At 56.6% G+C, this 20,736-nt stretch carries 18 protein-coding genes, 1 tRNA gene and 1 riboswitch; of the genes, 8 read left to right on the forward strand and 11 right to left on the reverse strand.

The window, feature by feature from the left end:
* The first annotated feature begins 59 nt into the window (after positions 1–59).
* Positions 60–1,535 carry a peptidoglycan-binding protein gene (locus MWU60_RS09615; RefSeq protein WP_247227055.1) on the forward strand — a complete coding sequence of 492 codons (1,476 nt, stop codon included), beginning with the start codon at positions 60–62 and terminating at the stop codon, positions 1,533–1,535.
* A gap of 87 nt (positions 1,536–1,622) precedes the next feature.
* Here MWU60_RS09615 and MWU60_RS09620 read toward each other — a convergent pair whose 3' ends face one another.
* From MWU60_RS09620 to MWU60_RS09635, 4 genes are all read right to left on the reverse strand, one after another.
* Entirely contained in the window at positions 1,623–2,816 is a 1,194-nt protein-coding gene (locus tag MWU60_RS09620) for a DVUA0089 family protein (protein ID WP_247227056.1), read from the reverse strand.
* 98 nt (positions 2,817–2,914) lie between these two features.
* The gene (locus MWU60_RS09625) at positions 2,915–4,108 is read right to left on the reverse strand and encodes an NADH:flavin oxidoreductase/NADH oxidase family protein (RefSeq protein WP_247227057.1); all 1,194 of its coding nucleotides are present in this window, start codon (positions 4,106–4,108) and stop codon (positions 2,915–2,917) included.
* Positions 4,109–4,235: 127 nt separating this feature from the next.
* Positions 4,236–4,361, reverse strand: coding sequence for a type B 50S ribosomal protein L36 (gene ykgO, locus MWU60_RS09630; RefSeq protein ID WP_008231708.1), 126 nt, complete (start codon positions 4,359–4,361; stop codon positions 4,236–4,238).
* Between the two features lie 77 nt (positions 4,362–4,438).
* Positions 4,439–4,513 (reverse strand) — tRNA-Val (locus tag MWU60_RS09635).
* A gap of 154 nt (positions 4,514–4,667) precedes the next feature.
* Between MWU60_RS09635 and MWU60_RS09640 the strand changes: the two genes are divergently transcribed.
* Positions 4,668–5,531, forward strand: coding sequence for an N-formylglutamate amidohydrolase (locus tag MWU60_RS09640; RefSeq protein ID WP_247227058.1), 864 nt, complete (start codon positions 4,668–4,670; stop codon positions 5,529–5,531).
* A gap of 470 nt (positions 5,532–6,001) precedes the next feature.
* Entirely contained in the window at positions 6,002–6,523 is a 522-nt protein-coding gene (locus tag MWU60_RS09650) for a winged helix DNA-binding protein (protein ID WP_247227059.1), read from the forward strand.
* On the opposite strand, the gene MWU60_RS09655 is transcribed toward MWU60_RS09650, so the two are convergent.
* The 3 genes from MWU60_RS09655 to MWU60_RS09665 form a co-directional block, all read right to left on the reverse strand.
* On the reverse strand, positions 6,520–7,821 hold the full coding sequence (locus tag MWU60_RS09655; protein WP_247227060.1) for a TRAP transporter large permease subunit: 1,302 nt from the start codon (positions 7,819–7,821) through the stop codon (positions 6,520–6,522). The genes MWU60_RS09650 and MWU60_RS09655 overlap by 4 nt on opposite strands.
* Positions 7,822–7,823: 2 nt before the next feature.
* Complete coding sequence (locus tag MWU60_RS09660; RefSeq protein ID WP_247227061.1) at positions 7,824–8,348, reverse strand: TRAP transporter small permease; 525 nt, start codon at positions 8,346–8,348, stop codon at positions 7,824–7,826.
* Positions 8,349–8,425: 77 nt separating this feature from the next.
* Positions 8,426–9,385 (reverse strand): TRAP transporter substrate-binding protein, encoded by a 960-nt coding sequence (locus MWU60_RS09665; protein WP_247227062.1) that lies wholly within the window; start codon positions 9,383–9,385, stop codon positions 8,426–8,428.
* A gap of 109 nt (positions 9,386–9,494) precedes the next feature.
* Here MWU60_RS09665 and MWU60_RS09670 point away from each other — a divergent pair, with 109 nt between their 5' ends.
* Positions 9,495–13,094: a hydantoinase B/oxoprolinase family protein gene (locus MWU60_RS09670; protein ID WP_247227063.1), complete on the forward strand. Its 3,600-nt coding sequence runs from the start codon at positions 9,495–9,497 to the stop codon at positions 13,092–13,094.
* Between the two features lie 29 nt (positions 13,095–13,123).
* Here MWU60_RS09670 and MWU60_RS09675 read toward each other — a convergent pair whose 3' ends face one another.
* Together MWU60_RS09675 and MWU60_RS09680 are read right to left on the reverse strand one after the other, a co-directional pair.
* Positions 13,124–14,638, reverse strand: a complete 1,515-nt coding sequence (locus tag MWU60_RS09675) for an ABC-F family ATP-binding cassette domain-containing protein (RefSeq protein WP_247227064.1) — start codon at positions 14,636–14,638, stop codon at positions 13,124–13,126.
* Positions 14,639–14,852: 214 nt separating this feature from the next.
* On the reverse strand, positions 14,853–16,106 hold the full coding sequence (locus MWU60_RS09680) for a DNA polymerase IV (RefSeq protein ID WP_247227065.1): 1,254 nt from the start codon (positions 16,104–16,106) through the stop codon (positions 14,853–14,855).
* Between the two features lie 25 nt (positions 16,107–16,131).
* On the opposite strand from MWU60_RS09680, the gene MWU60_RS09685 reads away from it, so the two are divergent.
* Complete coding sequence (locus MWU60_RS09685) at positions 16,132–16,569, forward strand: NUDIX hydrolase (RefSeq protein WP_247227066.1); 438 nt, start codon at positions 16,132–16,134, stop codon at positions 16,567–16,569.
* Positions 16,570–16,582: 13 nt separating this feature from the next.
* On the opposite strand, the gene MWU60_RS09690 is transcribed toward MWU60_RS09685, so the two are convergent.
* Positions 16,583–16,987, reverse strand: a complete 405-nt coding sequence (locus MWU60_RS09690) for a VOC family protein (RefSeq protein WP_247227067.1) — start codon at positions 16,985–16,987, stop codon at positions 16,583–16,585.
* Between the two features lie 158 nt (positions 16,988–17,145).
* A riboswitch (glycine riboswitch) is annotated at positions 17,146–17,233 on the forward strand.
* A gap of 108 nt (positions 17,234–17,341) precedes the next feature.
* Here MWU60_RS09690 and MWU60_RS09695 point away from each other — a divergent pair.
* The 3 genes from MWU60_RS09695 to MWU60_RS09705 are packed head-to-tail and all read left to right on the forward strand — an operon-like array spanning position 17,342 to position 19,790.
* The gene (locus MWU60_RS09695; RefSeq protein ID WP_247227068.1) at positions 17,342–18,583 is read left to right on the forward strand and encodes a D-amino acid dehydrogenase; all 1,242 of its coding nucleotides are present in this window, start codon (positions 17,342–17,344) and stop codon (positions 18,581–18,583) included.
* A 41-nt stretch (positions 18,584–18,624) separates the two neighbouring features.
* Positions 18,625–19,518 (forward strand): SPFH domain-containing protein, encoded by an 894-nt coding sequence (locus tag MWU60_RS09700; RefSeq protein WP_247227069.1) that lies wholly within the window; start codon positions 18,625–18,627, stop codon positions 19,516–19,518.
* Positions 19,518–19,790 (forward strand): hypothetical protein, encoded by a 273-nt coding sequence (locus tag MWU60_RS09705; RefSeq protein ID WP_247227070.1) that lies wholly within the window; start codon positions 19,518–19,520, stop codon positions 19,788–19,790. The genes MWU60_RS09700 and MWU60_RS09705 overlap by 1 nt, the downstream gene beginning before the upstream one ends.
* A gap of 35 nt (positions 19,791–19,825) precedes the next feature.
* Here MWU60_RS09705 and pyrF read toward each other — a convergent pair whose 3' ends face one another.
* Complete coding sequence (pyrF, locus tag MWU60_RS09710) at positions 19,826–20,542, reverse strand: orotidine-5'-phosphate decarboxylase (protein WP_247227071.1); 717 nt, start codon at positions 20,540–20,542, stop codon at positions 19,826–19,828.
* Positions 20,543–20,736: the final 194 nt, after the last annotated feature.

The raw sequence follows: 20,736 nt of genomic DNA on the forward strand, positions 1-20,736 counted from the left end.
GTTTGGTGCATGGTGCGCTTTCTGCGCGCCCATGCATGAATAACTAAAGGAGACGCGCCATGCGCAAACTGACCCTGATCGCCGCCCTGACGGGCCTTGCATTGCCAGCAATGGCGGATGACGCTGCCTTGCTGATGGGCGTGTCGCGCTATGATGAGTTTCGGCGGGTCAGCAACGGGCAGGACGTCCTGAATTCAGCCGACGCGCTGCGCGATGCGGGTTACGCTGTCAGTACGCTGGCAAATGGTGCGGGCAGCGACATGGACCGCCTGTTGGAACGGTTTGCCGTTGATGCAACGGATGCGGATCGTCTTGTTATTGGTCTGGCCGGGCGCTTTGTCACTGATGGAACGCGTAGTTGGTTCTTGGCCAGGGATGCGGACCGTCCTTCGCCTTTCGGTCTGGACGATGCCGTATCCATCGAAATGGTTATGCACGTACTGTCACAAGCGCCGGGGCAGGCGGTTCTGATCCTCGGGTTTGATCAGGATGCGGATGGCGAAATCGGTGCCTATTTGCGCCAAGGCGTCGGGCGTCTTGATGTGCCCCAAGGTGTGACGGTTCTTTATGGTGAACCCGACATGACCGATGGTGTGGTGCTAGACGCGCTGACGGTTCCCGGTGAAAACGTGATGGAATTCGTCCGTGATAGCCGCCGTTTGAATGCAACGGGTTATACGCCGCAAACGCTTATCATGCAGCCGCAGGGCGCAGAGACACCATCTACCCCATCGTCAGGCGGGACAATCCCCAGCCTGCGCGCATGGAATGACGCACAAGAGGCCAATACCGCGGATAGCTATCGCGATTTCATCTTTGATAACCCGCGCAGTCCTTATGCCGCTGAAGCGCGCCGCAGGCTTGATCAGATCGAACGTGACCCGATCCGTCTTGCCGAGATTGAAGAAGACGGGCTGAACCTGACACGCAACGAACGCCGCGCCATTCAGCGCAACCTGACCTTGCTGGATTTTAATACACGCGGTGTTGATGGTATCTTTGGCCCCGGATCACGCGCAGCGATCCGCAACTGGCAGCAAAGCAACGGTTTTACGCAGACCTCATTTTTGACGACCGAGCAGATCAACCGTCTTGATGCCCAAGCCGGCCGTCGCGCGGCTGAGGCCGAAGCCGAGGAAGAGCGCGCGCGTGAGGAAGCCATCGCGCTTGACCGCGACTATTGGGAAGAGACAGGTGCGCGCGGGACAAATGCAGGCTATCGCGCGTATCTCGACCGGTATCCTGAAGGTATTTTTGCAGGCGAGGCGCGCAGCAAACTGGCCGCAGTGGAAGAGACGAATAATGACGAGGCACGCGCGCGGGAGCAGGCGCTCAACATCAATCCTGTCTTGCGGCGTTTGATCGAAAACCGTTTGTCGCAACTTGGGTTCAATCCCGGCCCGGTGGACGGTCGATTTGACGACAGCACGCGCCGTGCCATCAGCAGATATCAGGCACAGGGCAATCTGACGGCCACTGGGTTCCTTGATCAGCCGACGTTGGCAAGGCTTCTGGCAGATACTTTCGGGCGGTGATGAAGGACGGGCAGGCTCCCCTCACTTTCCCATAAAAAGGGGCGTGTCAGCAACTGACACGCCCCTTTTTATTCCAGTGACGGGGGCTTACTGCGCCCGCACGTACCGCTCTGCCAACAACCTGATGAACCCCTGACCGCCCTCGTACTGGCGCACGCCAATGATGTAGATGCCCGGCTGCAGACGCACCGCGATCAGACTATCAAGCCCGTCGCCATAGTCGTCATTCTGTCCGACCTGACGCCCTAGATCATCATAGATAACCAACCATGGATCACTGTTGCCATTGGCAATCGCCTCAACCACCAACAGGCCGGGGTCTGCAAAATCAACGCTGAACCATGAAACGTCTTCTGAGGCCTGCACATCCTGGCGCACGCGCGATGTCAAAACACCCAGATCAGTGACCTGCACGCTGCCATCAAGCGGCGGGGCCGCTTCGCCACGGGCGTAAAGGTTGCGCAGGGCCTCTTCGGGATCGTATGCGCTGATGTTGACGGTGATCGGTGCGCTGTCATCGCTGAGTGCTGCGACCGCAAGGCAATAGGTGCCGGGTGCCAAACCGTCGGTTACATCAAGGCGAGAGTTCAGCCCGTCGTAGTCGTCGTTCTCGTCGATATAAACCTCGCCCGGACCATAAAGGGTAATCACCGGGTCAGCAGATTCGTTCTCGGCTGTAATGGTGATCGGTGTTTCGGTGTCCAGCGTGAAGCTCCAGTATGGGGTGTCATCGACGGATGCGGCGTTGGTCGTCCCAAGCGCACCAAATGGCACGGCCTCATCACAACTTCCCGTGGACACGTCACCGCCGGACGCGACACCATCGGTCAACGGCTCTTGATCCTGCCGGCCCACACGCACAAAGGCGGTCATTGGACCGCCATCGTAGCTGCGCATCGACATGCAGTAGGTTCCGGCCTCCAAGTATGTCTCTGCCCGCGATGCGGCGTTACCGCCAGAATCGTCATCAGACAGAATAACGCCCCCGGTGCTGTCGATCAGGTCAATAATCGGATCACCCGAACCGCGCCCTGCGGCCTCAACACGCACGTCTGTCGGGGCCGATAGTGTGAATAGCGACACATATTCGTTTCCACCCAGAACCAGTGCCATCTGCTCGCGGTAGCTGTCCGCCGTTGCGATATCAGATGAGGCTTCATCACCACCGATCCAAATACCATTGTCACCAAATCCGCCGCACATATCCTGCGCGATGGCGGGTGTTGCGACGCCAAGCATCAATGCGGCGATAGCGGGTGTCTTCAATTTCAGGGGGGTCATGGGGCAGGGTCCTTTGTGGTTGCACATGATCGTTGGGCAGAAGGTAACGTGAGTGCGACAGGAATGGCTAGGGCAGATCAGAGAAAGTGGCGAAAACCCTACCTTCGCGGCGCGCCAAATTGTGCGTTCCACAAAGGGGCACGCGCTGCGTCGCGGGCGTTGTATTCTGCGACGGCCACCGCAAGGTCAGCATCCGGGTCAACGTGTTGATCGTTACCGATACGGGTTAATTGCTGGGTATACCACGCGGTGATACCACCCTCGGGCGGATCAATGAAACGGGGGAAAACAACCTCGCCCTCGCGGGCGCGCCATGTCCGGGGCAGATGGGGATCAATGATAAACCCGCGCGCAACACCGATCATATCCGCATCACCATCCTCCAGCACTTGCAGGGCCTGCCGGGCCGTTTTGAACCCGCCGGTGATCATCAAGGGTTTGGTCGTTTCAGCGCGTGCTGCCCGGCTGAACTGTGCAAAGTACGGACCACCTCCGGCACTGTCCGAGGCTGATTTGGCACCCGGATAGTAGGTCCCGCCACTGATGTCGATCAGATCAATCGACGTCTGATCTAGCATGGTAATGACCGCGAGCACATCACTTTCAGCAAAACCACCTTCCAACTGATCGGTGGCATTCAGTTTGATGGCGATGGGGAAGGCGGGACCAACAGCGGCACGCACGGCTTTGATCACCTGCAACAGCAGGCGGGCCCGGTTTGTCAGGGTACCGCCATATGCATCATCGCGTTTGTTGAAAAGCGGCGACAGGAATTGGCTGAGCAGAAATCCGTGGGCTGCGTGGATTTGAATGCCGCCAAACCCAACCGCTTTGGCGTGTTGGGCTGTACGGGCGTACTGTGCAGGAAGGGCCTCGATTTCTTTAATCGTCAACGCGGCACAGGTTAGGCCCGGTAAAGTCAATGCGCTGGGGCCTCTTGGCGCGCCGATTGGCGGATGGGTCATGGCGCCGGCATGACCAAGCTGGGCAAAAAGCAAAGACCCATTCACCGAAGCGCGCTGGGTCAATGCGCGCAGCAACCTATCGTCAGACTGCGGCCCCAAGACGAGGTTGCCGGGTTTCTCTGCCGCATGGGGGTCGCCCTGCACCTCGCCCACGATAGACAAGGCGACGCCGCCTTCTGCCCAGCGTTCGTAAAGCCTGATCTGCGCAGGCGTTGGATTGCCGCGCCCATCACCGAGCGCATCCGACATCGCAGATTTTGCGAGCCGGTTCTTCAAAGTGACACCACAAGGCAGAGTCAAAGGAGCGAAAAGCGGGTCTATCTGCATGTCAGGTTGGGTCCAGAGGTGGGGTAAGGTGGATCATGATCCACCTTACTTGCCGCACAGATCGGTGAAAACGAAAAAGGGTCGTACCAGCGGTACGACCCTTTTCGAAAATCTTCTTATCGCAGGTTTAGCCCTGACGGGCTTTGAACCGGCGTTGCGTCTTGTTGATCACATAGACGCGGCCCTTACGGCGCACGATGCGGCAATCGCGGTGGCGCTGCTTGAGCGAGCGGAGTGAGTTACGTACCTTCATGGTCTCGTATCCTATCTGTCGCGGCGCGCGATTTGCGCCTTGGGTTACGTTTCAGGCCCGAAAGCCCGGCGAATTCGTGGTGGACGATACTGGGATCGAACCAGTGACCCCTTCGATGTCAACGAAGTGCTCTACCGCTGAGCTAATCATCCATGTCGTCTGCGTATCGCCTGCGTCCCATAACGAAATAGGACGCGGGGCGAACCGCGTCAGTCGTGCGGTCTATAAAAGGAGTCGTGAGAGGGATCAAGGCCTTTTGGAATTTTCCAAAAGCACGCTATCTATTGGCACGAAGGGACGAAATTCTTGCTTAACACCGCGTTTAAACTGGCCCAACCTGAAACACGTACCACGAGTGTTGTTTTTGCGTCCCCGCACAGCGGGCGCGATTACCCCGCGTCGTTTCTGCGTCGGGCGGTGTTGAATGCAAGCGAAATCCGATCGTCCGAAGATGCCTTCGTAGATCAACTGTTTGCAGCGGTGCCTGCAAACGGCGCGCCGCTTCTGACAGCAACGGCTCCGCGGGCATATCTTGATCTGAACCGCGGCGCGGACGAGTTGGACTCGGCCTTGATCGAAGGTGTGCGGCGCAGCGCCCACAATCCCCGTATCGCCAGTGGCCTTGGTGTGATCCCTCGCGTCGTCGCCAATGGCCGCCACATTTATCGTGGCAAGCTGACCTTGGTTGAAGCACATCAGCGCATTGCGAACTATTGGCGCCCTTACCATGACCAATTGCAAACGCTGCTAGACGAAAGCTTTAATGCTTTTGGCGAGGCAATTCTGATCGACTGCCATTCCATGCCGCATGAAGCGCTTGAAAATGTAGGCCCTCCCGGCAGCGCGCGGCCTGATGTGGTGCTTGGGGATCGGTTCGGCTCGGCTGCGGCAGGGTCAATTGTAGAGCAGGTCGAGGCCGCATTCGCTAGTGCCGGTCTGCGGGTCGCGCGCAACATGCCCTTTGCAGGTGCCTTCATTACGCAACACTACGGACGACCTTCGCGGCAACAACACGCCATCCAAGTTGAGATTGACCGGGCGCTCTATATGAATGAACGGACGCTGGAGCTGAATGGAGATTTCGAGGCTTTCCAGACGCTGATGGCTGGTGTGATCGCGGAAGTGGCGGGTATTGGTGTGGCCGGTGAACAGAAGGTAGCCGCCGAGTAGGGACGCTGTCGACATTAAGCTCTGATTTGAGCCAACCTGTGAATTCGATGTCCTCGCTGCATGCGCACGCATCGTCAAAAGTGCCACGCGAGCGAAGAATGTGACGCCGCTATGCAGCGCAAGAAACGGTCATTCCGGCAGACCGCAGCGAGGATCACGCAGCGAATTCACAGTTTGCGCACAAGCCGACCTTCTGGAACTGGGTCTCAGCTATTGGTTTTGATCCAAGTGGATATGGCACGCATTGGATGCCGCGAACAACAGTCACACTGATTTACCGTAAGACCCGAAACCTTCACGCGACCCCACACTGTTGTGCTGCTCGCCAAAGAGACAGTCTTTGCCAAGTTGTGCGGAGGATGTCTTATATGAAAGAAATTCTCTCGAAAGCGCAGCCAAGCGTTTCGCATGATTGCAAAAAGTCAATATATTACTTACTTTATGCAAGCAAAATACGAAAGATAAGAGCCATGCCAGAAAACACTGACCCAAAGCGGCGCATCGTTTCCTCACGTCACCTTGCCGAAGGTGATGGTTGGGAATCGTCAGAAGTCGAGTATGGCATGATCATCGCCTACAACGCTTTTTCCCGCTGGATGACCCGTTGCATGTCAGCGGCTGGCAACACCGATCTGACACCGCTTGAAATCCTTGTGCTTCATAACGCAAATCACCGTGGACGCGACAAGCGCCTGACGGACATCTGTTTTCTGCTGAACATTGAAGACACCCATACCGTCAACTACGCCCTGCGCAAGTTGATGAAAATGGAACTTCTTACTTCTGACAAGCGCGGCAAAGAGGTCTTTTACAGCACGTCTGAAACAGGCAGCGCGCTATGCGAAGCCTACCGCGTCGTCCGCGAGAGGTGTTTCCTGGATGGCTTGTCACGCCTTGATATCAGCAGTGAAGAGATGCGCGATATCGCGGCCAGCCTGCGCGCCTTTTCGGGGCAATATGATCAGGCCAGCCGCGCGGCTGCATCGCTTTAACTGCTCATGTAGGTGGGCAGGATCGTGACGATCTGCGGGAACATGCAGATCAGCAGAACACCTAGCAATAACAGCAGGAAAAATGGAAATGCTGCTTTCGCGATCCTAAGTATGTCGATCCCCGTCAAACCTTGAATGACAAACAGGTTGAACCCGACGGGTGGGGTGATCTGGCTCATCTCAACGACAATGACCAGATAGATGCCGAACCAAAGTGGGTCGATACCGACAGCCGTAATCATTGGCATAATGATGGATGTGGTCAGCACTATCACCGAGATACCGTCTAGAAAGCAGCCCAAGATGATAAAGAATATCGTCAGTGCAAACAGCAAGACTGGCACTGATAAGTTCATGTCAGAAATCCATGCCGCCAGATTACGTGGCAAACCGGTAAAGCCCATGGACACCGATAGAAATGCGGCTCCCAAAAGGATCAGCGCAATCATGCAGGACGTTCGGGTGGCCGACATCACGGCCTGCCCGAACAGTTTCCAGCTAAATGACCCGGACGCCCATGCAAGGATCGTTGCCAGCACCACGCCAAGCGCCGCCGCGTCGGTGGGCGATGCCAGTCCGCCATAGATCGACCCGATTACGCCACCGATGAGCAGTGCAACGGGGATCAACCGCCTTGAGGCCATAATCTTTTGTTTGAAGGAAAACGTCTCGTCAATGGCTGGGATCAACGCGGGGTTCATCCATGCGCGCACCGCCACATAGCCCGCGAACAGCGCCAGGATCATCAGGCCCGGAATGATGGCCGCGATGAACAGGCGGGCGATGGATTGCTCTGTTGCGACGCCATAGACGATCAAGATAATGGAGGGCGGGATCAACAGGCCCAAAGTGGCTGATCCTGCCAATGTGCCCAAGATCAGGCTTTCGGGATAGCCGCGCTTGGTCAGTTCTGGCACTGACATGCGACCGATTGTGGCAGCCGTTGCCGCTGACGACCCCGAGACAGCCGCAAAAATTGCGCAGCCAAAGACGTTCACATGCAGCAACCGTCCCGGCGCGCGGCTCAGCCACGGGACGAGCCCTGTAAACATGTCGTCACTGATCCGGGATCGCAGCAGAATTTCTCCCATAAGGATAAAAAGCGGCAGTGCCGTCAGCGCCCAACTATGGGAATGGCCCCAAAAGGTCGTCGCGAGGATCAACCCAGATGGCGCGTTCGAGAAAAACACAAGGCCCGCAAGCCCCACCAAAGACAGCGAAATGGCAACCCAGACGCCGGACGCAAGCAGCGCGATCAAAAGGGCCAGTAAGGTAAGGCCGATCATAGGATCAGACATGGCTATACCTCATCCGGAGTTGAAAGAATGGGTTTGCCCGCTTGGATCAAATCAACCAGCGTATGTACCAAAGCCAACAGCAGCAGCCCCATCCCAAAAGCCGCGATGCTTTGGGGTATCCAAAGTGCGACCGGGACGATCCCTGTGGACACATCGCCGTAGTGCAGGCTCTCAAGGACCAAGCCTCCCATGAACCATGTGGCAAATCCGACAAGCAAGATGGCGATCACCAGCACAACAGCCTCGGCAAAGAACTGAAGTCGCATTGGCAAGCGTCCGGTAACGAGGTTCACGCGTATATGTCCCCCAGCGCGCAAAGTATGCGCCAAAGCCAAAAACGTAGCGCCTGCTAACATAAATCCGGAAAAGTCGGCATAAGACGGAATGGTCGATGGCAATGTACCGGGACTAAGCCGCCCAAATCCGTTCAGAACGATTTGGGCCGAAATTAGCAGGCAGATCAGCAAGATCAGCCCCCCGGCAATCGCTCCGCAGATATCGTATAGCTTTTGAAGTGTGCGGCCCATGACGCCTGTACCCCTAATTATGAAACGAAAAGTGGCCGACAGCCCTACAGGGCTGCCGACCAGTCAGGGAGGATACTTTACTGCTGATAGGCTTGCAGGATCGCCGCGGCGCTTTCAGACGCATTGGTCTGCCAGTTTTCCAGCATTGTGGCACCGATGCCCTGCAAGCCTTCGACCAGTTCCGCGCTTGGCTCATAGACGGTGATGCCGTTTTCAGCCAAGGCGGCCGTCATGGTTTCTGCTTCTGCGGCGGACATCTCCCAGCCGCGGGTCTGCGCCGTTTCGGCAGCGGCAATAACCGCTGCTTGCGTGTCTGCATCAAGGCCGTCGAACATGCGCTGGTTCACAACAACGATGTTCTTGGGCACCCAGGCGTTGATCGGGCTGTAGTGCGTGACGAAATCCCAGGCCGTTGAATTGACGCCGGTAGATGGCGACGTAATCATGGCCGCGACCTGACCGGTGGCAAACGCCTGCGGGATGTCAGAGGCTTCGACCTGCACCGGGGCTGCACCCGCAAGTGCTGCGAATTCTTCCAAAGCCGCATTATAGGCACGGAACCGCAGCCCGTTCAGATCCGCCACGGTTGCAATTTCGCCATTGGTATAAAGCCCTTGCGGTGGCCAAGGCACGGAGAACAGCGGCATGAGCCCTTGTTCTGCCAGCAATTCGGTGACCACTGGGCGCTGCGCGTCCCAAAGCTTGGCTGCGTCTTCATAGCTTGTGGCGACAAATGGCTGACTATCAAGGCCATAGGCCAGGTCTTCGTTTGATAGGGTGGATAGGAAGAACTCACCCATCGGAACCTGCCGGTTGCGTACAGCACCTTTGATTTCAGAATGGGGAAACAGCGAGCCCGCTGAGTGGATCGTAATGTCCAATCCGCCATCCGTTGCCGCGCGCACATCGTCTGTGAATTGCATGATGTTCTGTGTGTGGAAGGTGGTGTCGCCATAGGGCGTGGGCATGTCCCAGCTTTCAGCATGGGCGGCGGTGGTCAGCGTCAAAGCGGCTGCGCCGATTAGAAAATGTTTCATGTGGTTCTCTCCGATGTTGGTGCGTGCGAATCTATTCGATTTCATTACGTTGACAATTTGTCAGTGTTATATCCATAAAGCAACAACAAATTGATTCGGAGCAGCATAGATGAGTTTTTCCAGCGAGAGCAAATGGCAGTTCTGGGTCGATCGTGGTGGCACCTTCACCGATATCGTCGCACGTAGGCCAGATGGTGCACTGCGCACACATAAGCTTTTGTCGGAGAACCCTGAGGCCTATGCAGATGCTGCGGTTCACGGTATCCGCGCGCTGCTTGGCATGAAACCGAGTGAGGTCATTCCAGCAGGTCAGATATCCGCTGTAAAAATGGGTACAACCGTGGCAACCAACGCCTTGTTGGAACGCAAAGGCGAACCCACGGTTCTGATGATCACCAAAGGTATGAAAGACCTTTTGCGGATTGGCTATCAGAACCGCCCGAACCTGTTTGATCTGAATATCAAGCTTCCCGAACTGCTTTATGATCACGTTATAGAAGTTGAAGAACGCGTTGGTGCCGAAGGGGAAATCATCGTACCGCTGGATACGGCCCACGCCCGTGAAGCGCTGTCTCGCGCCTATGGCAAAGGCTTCAGATCCGTCGCAATCGCCCTCATGCACGGCTACCGCTATACCGATCACGAAAAGCGGTTGGGCAAAATGGCGCGCCAATCCGGGTTTGACCAAGTATCGCTGAGCCATCAGGCAAGCCCACTCATCAAACTGGTGTCGCGTGCTGATACAGCCGTTGTTGACGCCTACCTCTCCCCCATTTTGCGCCGCTATGTCGCGCAAGTGGCCGATGCGCTTGGGTCTTCAGATGGCGGATGCGACAGCCTGATGTTCATGCAGTCCAATGGTGGGTTGACCGATGCGCGGATGTTTCAAGGCAAAGACGCAATCCTGTCGGGACCGGCTGGCGGTGTCGTCGGCATGGTGCGCACGGCGGCGGACCTTGGGTTTGAAAAACTGATCGGCTTTGACATGGGTGGTACCTCGACGGATGTCTGCCACTACGCCGGTGAATTTGAACGGTCGTTCGAGACCGAGGTCGCGGGCGTGCGAATGCGCGCGCCGATGATGTCGATCCATACGGTCGCGGCAGGCGGCGGGTCGATCCTGTCCTACAAAGACGGACGCATGCAGGTCGGCCCTGAAAGTGCAGGTGCCAATCCGGGTCCTGCATCCTATCGCCGTGACGGCCCGCTGACAGTTACCGATTGCAATGTTCTGCTCGGTAAACTCCAGCCAGATCAATTCCCCGCTGTATTTGGACCAAACGCCGATCAACCGCTTGATGCGGATATCGTGCGGACGAAGTTTGACGCCCTTGCTACGGAGATCGGCAGCGATAAATCGGTCGAGGATATCGCCGAAGGTTTTCTACGGATTGCCGTCGAAAACATGGCCAATGCAATCAAGAAAATCAGCGTACAGCGTGGCTATGATGTCACCCGATATACAATGAACTGCTTTGGTGGCGCGGGCGGACAACATGCCTGCCTTGTCGCGGATGCACTTGGGATGGAAAGCATTTTCATCCATCCATTTGCTGGCGTTCTGTCCGCCTTTGGCATGGGGCTGGCCGATGTACGCGCGATCCGCGAATTGCAATTCGCCCGTTCGATTGATGACATTGCAGCCGCCCGTGACGCCGTGCAGACCTTAACACGTGATGCTGAGGCTGAAGTGCGGGCGCAAGGCATTTCTGAGCATTCGCTTCACACGGTTGCTGTTGCACATATACGCACCAGTGGCGCGCACCAAACGCTTGAGGTGCCCTTTGGCGATCCCGCGCAGATGGCCGCAAGTTTTGCACAGGCCCACCAACAACGCTTTGGTTTTGTCCCCGAATACGCCGAGCTTATCATTGATCTGCTGACCGCAGAGGCGATTGGATCAACCGGTGAACAGGTGACAATACCTAACACCGCGCAAGCACGCGCCCAAACCGCAAACGCCACCATGTTCAGCGGCGGTGCATGGTGCGATGTGCCGCTGGTCGACCGGACCACGCTTGGTGCTGGCGACACTATCAAAGGCCCCGCCATTCTGACCGAACCGACTGGTACAAACATTGTTGAGGCCGGTTGGGAAGCAACCTGCGAATTGGGTGGCAATCTGGTTTTGCGCCGGGTTGTCCCGCTGGACCGGCAAGAGGCGATCGGTACGTCTGTCGATCCTGTCATGCTCGAAGTGTTCAACAATCTTTACATGTCGATTGCAGAGCAAATGGGCGCAACGCTTGCGAACACAGCGTATTCCGTCAACATCAAAGAGCGTTACGACTTCTCCTGCGCGATCTTTGATGCGGCAGGCGATCTGGTTGCCAACGCACCGCATGTGCCGGTCCACCTTGGGTCAATGTCCCAAAGTGTGCGTACAATCTTGGCGCAGAATGCGGGCAATATCCGTCCCGGTGACGTCTTTATGATGAACAACCCCTATAACGGCGGCACGCACCTGCCCGATGTTACGGTGATCACCCCGGTGTTTGACGACACCGGCGACAATATCATCTACACCGTCGCATCCCGCGGGCATCACGCCGATATCGGCGGCACAACCCCCGGCTCTGCGCCACCGGACAGCACCCATATCGACCACGAAGGTGTGCTGATCGACAATTTCCTGCTGGTCAAACAAGGCGTACTCCAAGACGCCGCCGCGCGCGAGTTGCTCGGCTCCGGTAAATACCCTTGTCGCAATATCAACCAGAACATGGCGGACCTTGCGGCTCAGATCGCAGCCAACGCGACAGGCGTGCAGGAACTGCAAAAGATCACCCGCCAGTTTGGTTTGGACGTCGTGCATGCCTATATGCGCCACGTACAGGACAACGCCGAAGAAAGCGTGCGCCGCGTGCTGGATGTGTTGCACGACAGCGCCTTCACCTATCCGCTCGACAGCGGCGCACAGATCAAAGTTGCGATTTCCGTCGATAAATCCGCCCGCGAAGCGACGATTGATTTCACCGGCACATCGCCGCAAGACCCATTCAACTACAATGCACCAAGCGCCATCTGCCATGCGGTTGTGCTCTATGTGTTCCGCACTTTGGTCGGCGCAAATATCCCGATGAACGAAGGGTGCCTGAAACCCCTGCACCTGATTATTCCCGAAGGATCAATGATTAACCCAAAGACCCCGGCCGCGGTTATCTCTGGCAATACAGAAGTCAGCCAAGCCATCGCTGACGCGCTTTATGGCGCACTGGGTGTGATCGCGGGCAGTCAGGGCACGATGAACAACTTTGTCTATGGCAATGAGACGTTCCAGAACTATGAAACTATCTGCGGCGGAACGGGTGCTGGCAATGGGTTCGACGGCGCAAGCGCCGTCCACAGCCATATGACCAACACCCGGATGACCGACCCAGAAGTTCTAGAGACACGGTTTCCAGTGCGCGTGGATGAGTTTTCGATCCGTGCAGGGTCCGGTGGTGCAGGTCAGTTCACAGGTGGCAACGGCATCCAGCGCAAACTGTGCTTCCTCGAACCGATGACGGTCACCGTTCTGACCTCGCACCGGATCACCGCACCGCACGGGGCGGCAGGCGGGGGTGCGGGCAAGACAGGTGAAAATGCGATCATGCGCGCAAATGGGACGCTGGAAAGGCTCAAAGGCAACGATGTCGCGCAAATGCAATCGGGCGACGTGTTCATTCTGAAATCGCCCGGTGGTGGTGGTTACGGACCAGCACGCTAACACACATATGCCGATCTTCGTATTGCGCGTTACGCTACCATCTCACCCGCCAAGAACGCCTCTGGATCGTCCACTTCCTCCAGTCGTTTCCGGTCAATCTGCCAGAACCTGGTGCCCACATTGCGTAGGAAGCTGCGGTCGTGGCTGACAAGCAGGCAGGCAGCGCCGTGGTGGATCAGTTCCTCCTCCAAAGCTTCCTGCCCTTCGATATCGAGGTGGTTTGTCGGTTCGTCCAGCAGATAGAAATTCGGCTGTTTCAGCCGCAAGATGAGCATCGCAAGCCGCGCTTTTTGCCCGCCTGAGAGCGCCTCGATCTTTGTATCCTGCATTTGGATGGTCACACCGGCCCCGGCCAGCAACCCGCGTGCGCGCTGATCGCCCACATCGAATTGCCCAGCGACGGCAGTCATCGGTGTGTCAGCATCATCCAACTGGCTGAGGTGTTGATCCGAATAGCCCAGAGCGACCGTTGGCGCGCTTTTGATGCCCGCTACCTCATCCACGATCGCGCGATGGATCATTTTGATCAGTCGCGTCTTGCCGGTGCCATTCGTGCCTAGCAAAACGACGCGATCCCCTTGCGTGATCCACTGTTTGCCGGTCGTATAAAGCAGCCGTCCATCTGGGGTTTCGACACCCACGTCATCCAGCGCAATCAACGCCTTTGCATGGGTGCCGCTATTGATCAGCTTGATGTCGCCCGCACCCCGTTCGCTATGCGCGGGCTTGGCCGCCGCCTCAATCTTGGCCGCGCGTTCGCTGAGTTGCTTGGTTTTGTTCACCAACAGATCGGAACCAGAGTTAATCCCGATGTTCTTGAGCTTCGCCGCTTGCTTACGCAATTGCTGGGCCTTGTTGAGGTCATTGGCAAAGCGACGTTCGTCAGAGGCATCTGCTTCGGCCAAGGCGGCGCGGGCTTCTGTGAAAGGCAGTTGAAAGACGCGGCTGCGTTCGGCGCGCAAGAACAGGGTGCGGTTTGTCGTTACATCCAGAAAAGCACGATCATGGCTGGTGATGATCACCGGAGTGTCGCGGGGCAAGGCACCCAGCCAGTCTTGCAGCAAACCGATGCGGTGCAAATCAAGGTGGTTGGTGGGTTCGTCCAACAGCAAAATATCAGGCTCGGTGATCCATGCAGCGGCCAAAAGGGCGGTGCGCTGCCAGCCGCCACTGAGTTCCGCGACCGGCTTTTGTTGCAACTCATATGGCACTTTCAGATCGTCCAGCACTACATCCACGCGCCAGCTCTCATAATCGGCTTGCTCTTGCGGGAGGGCCGCGAGGACCAGATTATAAAGAGTATCCTGCTGCGCCGCTGTCGGCACATATTGCTCAACATATCCAACGCGCAGGCCCCGCGCGCGGGTGATGTCGCCAGTGGTGTGTTCTAATGTTCCGGCAATGCAACCCATCAGCGTGGACTTGCCCCGCCCGTTGGCGGCGACCAATCCGATACGGTCGCCCTTGGAGATGGTGAGATTGAGGTCAGTGAAAAGCGGATCGCCCAAGGTCACGCCAAGGGCATTGATGTTGATGATGGTCATAAGAAGTCTCAGTCACAAAAAGATGCGCCGCGCACGGCATTTGGGGCAGACCGTTGACTGATCAGCCCTGCAAACGGATTTACAGGGCGGGACGGGGACCATGCTGAAGGCGACGGGTGATACGCATGCTCAGCACTGTCCTCCTGTTGTTGCGTGTGACTGTTGAAGGAACCGTATGTGCAGCACGTAAGGTGGGTCAAGACCCACCTTACGTTTAACGCAATGCCCGCCCTTTGATGATGGCATCTTTCCCGAACCGTGCACGGATTTTGTCGGCGGCCTTTTCGGCCTGCGCCCGCTTTTGCGCGCCGGGATCAAGCAGATCACCTTCGCGGTCTGCATCTGCGTTTGAGGTGATATCCGACAGCCCGACCCCCAACAGCCGGAATGGCCCGCGCCCACTGACCTGATCGAACAAGCCTCTTGCCGTTCGATAAACCGTATCGGCGATCTGGGTCGGGTGATGCAGGCTCTGCCGCTTGGAAATCAGTTTAAAATCTGAGGTCTTGAGTTTCAGCATCACAACCCGCCCAGCCTTATCCTTGGCCTTCGCCCGCGCACTGACCTTCTCGGCCATGCGCCAGAGGTGTCCATCGAGGATATCCACATCGCCTGTATCTTCGTTGAAGGTCGTCTCATTCGACAGCGTCTTGACGGGGCTGTGCGGTGAAATCCTGCGCCCATCCTCACCGCGCGCAAGGCTATAAAGCCGCTCGCCCATACCGCCAAAACGGTCGTGCAGATCGCGTCGGTCCCAGCGCAATAAATCGTCGAAGGTGCGGATACCGGCGTTGTTCAGGCTGGTTTGTGCGGCGGGGCCGATCCCCCAGATCAGGCGCACTGATTTAGGGCGCAGGAAGGCGGTGGTTTCCTCTTTCCCGATGATCGAAAAGCCACGCGGTTTGTCGAGGTCAGAGGCAACTTTGGCCAGAAACTTGTTATGGCTGAGGCCGATAGAGCCCGTCAGCCCCAACTCATCCTTCATCCGCTTGATCAACCGCGCCAACATCACCGCAGGCGGCGCATGGTGCAGACGTTCGGTGCCTGTGAGGTCCATGAAGGCCTCGTCCAGTGAGAGCGGTTCGACAACGGGTGTCAGCTCATCCATCATTGCGCGGATCGCCTTGGAGGCCTCGACATAGGCGTCGAAATTGGGTCGCACGACCACGGCCTCTGGGCAGAGTTTCAGCGCCTTGAACATCGGCATCGCGGATTTTACGCCCTTGATCCGGGCCACATAGCAAGCGGTTGAGACAACGCCACGCCGCCCGCCGCCGATGATCACGGGTTTGTCGGCCAGTTCGGGATTGTCGCGCTTTTCCACAGAGGCATAGAAGGCATCGCAATCCATGTGTGCGATGGTAAGATCGAACAACTCTGGGTGCCGCGTCACCCTTGGGCTGCGGCATTGCGGACAGCGGGTTTCGCTATCAAAGGTTGTCAGGCAATCGCGGCAGAGAGCGGGCATGGCGACAGTGTACGAGGCGTAGGATATGGACACAACGGGGCCGCATGATGGGGCGAAGGTTGCACTGTTTTTGGGGGACCAAATCGTCAGCATCCTGCGGGATGACTTTCACTATATCACCTACCCAAACCTCTGGGATTTACCCGGCGGAGGCCGTGATCCGGGCGAAACCCCGTTTGAGACTGTTGCACGCGAGACGCATGAAGAGTTGGGTTTGATCTTGCCAGCCTCGGCAGTGCTTTGGGAAAGTGCATTTCCAGCCAACTACAATCCGAGCAAATGGGTGGCGTTTTTTGTTGCGCAGTTGCCGGCGGCTGCGGTCGAAGACATCGTCTTTGGGGATGAAGGACAGCGCTGGGCACTTTATGATCTGGATGGCTTCCTGGCGCTGCCTGATCGGGTGCCATCCTACGGGCAGCGGTTGCGGAAATGGCTGGCCGAAACGGATGGTTTGGCCGGTTAATCAGAGCTTCAGTCTAAATCTCTGCGTAAACCTCAAGCAGGTTCCCATCTGGATCGCGGAAGAACAACGTGCGATGACCAAAATCCCTGTCAGTCGGGGGTGACAGAATCGGTATGTTAAGTTTTGCCAACTCGACCGCGCATGCATCGACTTGGCTCCCTGTCACCTTGAAGGCGAGCTGTAGAGCGGCAGACCCTTCAGGAAGTGGGTCATCCTTGGCCGTGTAACCCGGTCTTGAAAGTACAAAAGTGTTAGGGCCGACAGTGTATTCGATCCAGTTTTCAGATAGTTTGCGACTGATCGAAAATCGGAGAACGTTCTCATAGAATTGCTGCATCGCGTCCATGTCACGCACAAAGATGACGGTGTAGTCGATGGCGCGGATCGCTTCAAACGGCGATTGATTTGTGTCTTGCAAGGCGATTTTCCATTCATATGAACGCCAGATTTGGCTTTGGCAGCTTGCTTCATGATACCGTCAAATCAAGTAATTCAAAACTTCCGGTGTACTGCGGAAATGACCCGCACATTTTGGTTGCTTTGTGCGACAATCTGTCTATGAGTTTCCAATAGGAAACACGCTGACCGGGAGAGACCGGTTCAGTCCGTCGCCGAAGGAGCAACCGCCCCGGTCACTCTCAGGCAAAAGGACCGGTTGGGGTGCAACACGCCGAAGAGAGACCTTAAATGGTCCGCCGAAGGAGCAAGCCCAAGCTTGGGCGAATCTCTCAGGTACAGCAGACGGCGGGGGCAGATGGTAAGGAGAATTACCATGCCTTCGATTGCTGTACTTGGTGCCGGGATTACCGGTGTCACCACTGCTTATTCACTCATGATCCGTGGCTTTGACGTGACGGTTTATGACCGCCAGCGCTATGCCGGAATGGAAACCAGCTTTGCCAATGGTGGCCAGTTGAGCGCTTCCAATGCTGAGGTCTGGAACCAATGGTCCACTGTCCTTAAGGGCATCAAGTGGATGTTCGAGGGCGACGCGCCTTTGTTTGTGAACCCGCGCCCGGGTTGGCACAAAGTCAGCTGGATGACCGAATTTTTGGCCAACATCCCGCGCTATAAGACGAATACCACAAAAACTGCTGCGATGGCTGTTGCCGCGCGTGCCGGTTTGGCTGAGATGGCAGATAAATCCGGGGTTGATTTTGATTTCAGTCCGGCTGGCATTCTGCACTTCTATAAGACAGAAAAAGACCTCAAGCATGCCCGCATGGTCAATGGCTTGCTGGCTGAGGGCGGTTTGGAGCGCCACGAGTTGAGCGTCGATGAAGTCATGGCGAAAGAGCCCACTCTGCGTGGCGATATCATTGGCGGCTTTTGGACGGAAAGCGACAGCACCGGTGATATTCACAAGTTCACCATCGGTTTGGCTGATTGGCTTAAGAAACAGGGCGTCGTGTTCAAGCTTGGCGCTCCGGTCACCGATCTGCATGTGCGTGATGATGGCGTACACGTCGAGTGCGGCCATGAAGAGCGTTATGACGCCGTGGTCGTCTCTGCTGGTGTGGGCAGCCGCAAGTTTGCGCAAATGCTGGGCGACCGCGTGAACGTGTACCCGGTTAAGGGCTATTCCATCACCGTAAATCTTGATGATGCGGTCAGTCAGGCCGCCGCGCCAACAACTTCACTGCTGGACGACAAAGCCAAGATCGTCTCGTCCCGTTTGGGTAAGAATCGCTTTCGCATTGCTGGCACGGCCGAGTTCAACGGAGAGAATCGCGATATCCTCGAAAAACGTGTTCGTCCATTGATCAAATGGTGTGAAGAGCATTTCCCCGATGTGTCCACAGAAAGCTGCGTGCCTTGGGCAGGTCTGCGTCCGATGATGCCCAATATGATGCCGCGTGTGGGCGCCGGAAAAAACGACAGAGTCTTTTATAATACAGGGCACGGGCACCTTGGTTGGACGCTCAGCCCGGCAACCGCAGACACCATCGGCGCAGTAGTCACAGCACGGTTTAAAACGAATAGTATACCACAGCATACATTGAAATTGGCCTAGATCATACCTATCTGTCCTTCATAACAATGAGGGACAGATATATGCCGATTGAAGACTTATTCGCTGAATTCTTTGGACAAAACATACTTTGGCTGCTGCTGGCGGTGTTTATCATCGTCTGTATTATGGCCGGTGTCCGCATCGTGCCGCAGTCAGAGAAGTTTGTGGTGGAACGCCTTGGGCGTCTCCGCTCTGTTTTGGGGCCCGGTATCAACTTTATCGTACCGTTTCTGGACCGTGTCCGGCACAAGGTATCTATTCTTGAGCGCCAGCTGCCGTCCATGAGCCAAGATGCGATTACATCAGACAACGTGCTGGTGCAGGTCGAAACATCAGTGTTTTATCGGATCATCGAGCCGGAAAAGACGGTTTACCGTATTCGCGATGTGGATGGTGCGATTTCAACCACTGTGGCTGGTATCGTGCGCTCTGAAATTGGTCGTATGGAATTGGACCAAGTGCAGGCGAACCGTGCCAATTTGATCGACGCTGTGCGCACCCAAGTGGCCCAGCAGGTGGATGACTGGGGGATCGAAGTGACCCGTGCAGAGATCTTGGACGTGAACCTTGATCAAGCCACCCGTAACGCGATGCTGCAACAGCTGAACGCTGAACGTGCACGTCGTGCGCAGGTGACAGAAGCCGAAGGTCAAAAGCGTGCGGTCGAGCTGCAATCAGATGCGGAACTTTATGCCGCTGAGCAGGATGCAAAAGCCCGCCGTGTGCTGGCCGATGCCGAAGCCTATGCGACCCAAGTGGTTGCGGTCGCGATTGCGGAAAATGGGCTTGAGGCGGCGCAGTATCAGGTCGCTCTTAAGCAGGTCGAAGCCTTGAACAAGCTGGGTGAAGGTGCCGGAAGCCAGACAGTTATTCTGCCTGCCAACGCGCTGGATGCTTTTGCCAATGCATTCTCAATGCTGAAAGGACGTGGATAATGCCTCTTTGGACGGAATGGTGGGTTTGGATGTCAGGGGCTTTGATCCTCGCAACGCTCGAAGTGTTGATCCCCGGCTATATCTTTCTGGGGTTCGCAATCGGTGCGGCGATGATGGGACTGCTGATCCTCTTTGGGGTCTCGGCATCTGGACTGGCTCTGACATTGGTTGTCTTTGCGGTGCTGTCGCTGATTTCCTACATCGCGATGCGCAAGTATTTTGGATTGAAGACCGGTCAGGTCAAAATCTGGGACACTGACGTCAACGACTGATCCACGACAAATGATGCGAAACGAAACCCCCGGCCCTAGTGGTTGGGGGTTTCTGCTTGGGGTGAGGCCAGTTCAGCCAGAATGCTTTGCGCCGCCGCTTTCGGGTTTTCAGCCTGCCAGATCGGCCGCCCCACAACGACATGATCTGCCCCGTTCGCAATGGCTTGTGCAGGCGTCATGACCCGCTTTTGATCACCCAGCGCTGCACCCGCTGGACGTACGCCGGGGGTCACGATGAGTTTGCCTTTGGCTTCGGGTAAAGCGCGGATCAATGCGGCCTCTTGCGGCGACGCAATCACACCGTCTGCGCCGTTCGACAGGGCAATCCCCGCGCGTTCCTGCACCAGATCGGCGACATCGCCGGCCTTGATGCAAGATGCATCCAGATCATCGCGATCCAGCGACGTCAAAATGGTCACGGCGAGGATTTTCATGTCCGACCCGCCAGCCCCTTCGCGCGCCGCTCGCACAACGTGAGGGTCGCCATGCACGGTCAGGAAATCCAGATTGAACTGCGCAACACCACGCACAGCAGCCTCGACCGTGGCGCCAATATCAAAGAACTTCATGTCGAGGAAAATACGCTTGTCGTGCTCTTGCTTAAGCTCATTGGCCAGCGCCAGTCCGCCCCCGCATAGCATGCCCAAACCGATCTTGTAGAAACTCACGCTATCACCCAGCGTCTTGGCCAGTTCCAGTCCATCAAGAACGTTTGCTACATCCATCGCTACGATCAAACGGTCATCGGACATGGGCGGTACTCCTTGGCTGGTTCTGAATGGGTCTAGCGATTGCTGGCTGGGGGTGCAAATGCAATGACGCAACCTCTTTCGGGGTCGCGTCATTGCGCCTTGATCGTCTTCACCAGAGACGACCAAGGAGGGGGGTCGTGTGAGTGGCTTGTGGGCCGGAGACATAAGATCAATCTCAACAAGGCCGTTTTGCC

The organism is Yoonia sp. F2084L, assembly GCF_023015625.1.
Taxonomy (GTDB): Bacteria; Pseudomonadota; Alphaproteobacteria; order Rhodobacterales; family Rhodobacteraceae; genus Yoonia.